The 759-nt window shown below is 64.2% G+C and carries 1 pseudogene; it reads right to left on the reverse strand.

The annotated features are described in order from the left end of the window. Window positions 1-697 (reverse strand): annotated as a pseudogene (locus tag ASU03_RS21280) (hypothetical protein); the annotation flags it as partial. Between the last annotated feature and the right edge of the window lie 62 nt (window positions 698-759).

Consider the following 759-nt stretch of genomic DNA (forward strand, 5'->3'; position numbering starts at 1 on the left):
CGACCAGCAGCACAATCCACGCGGCGCCAACCAGCAACGCGGCCTGGGTGTCCGGGAAGTAGCCGAGTACGCCAAAAATAAACAGCATGAACACAATGGCCGCCGCCGGCGCGTAAGGCCAGAACGGTACCGGGAATTTCAGTTCGGCGACCTGCTCCTTGGTCATCGAGCGGCGCATCGCCACCTGGGTGACCAGGATCATCAGCCACACCCACACCGTGGCGAAAGTGGCAATCGAGGCAATCACCAGGAACACGTTTTCCGGGATCAGGTAGTTCAACACCACCCCGCCGAGCAGCGCCGCGCCCACCACCCCCACGGTCAGCCAGGGCACGCCGGGGCGCGTGAGTTGCGCAAAGCCCTTGTGCGCCTGCCCTTGCGGGGCCAGGCGGTGCATCATGCGGCCTGCGCGGAAGTGGTCACGTTGGAGGGCCGAGACTGCCGCCGAGATCACCACGATATGAAGGATGGTCGCCGCCTAGCCGATCCCCAGGTTGCTGAAGATCTGCACGAACGGGCGGCCCTGGCTGCCGATCTGCGGCCATGGGTAGATGGCCATCAGCACAAACAGGGTCAGCACGTAGAACAGCAGGATGCGCAGCGGCACCGCATTGATGGCCTTGGGGATGACCCGTTGCGGGTCCTTGGCTTCACCGGCGGTAATGCCGATGATCTCGAAGCCCCCCAAAGCAAACATCACCACGGCAAAGGACGCGATCAGGCCACCCACGCCCTTGGGCAAGAAGCCGCCATGGGCCC

Source organism: Colwellia sp. TT2012 (assembly GCF_001440345.1).
Classification (GTDB): domain Bacteria; phylum Pseudomonadota; class Gammaproteobacteria; order Enterobacterales; family Alteromonadaceae; genus Colwellia.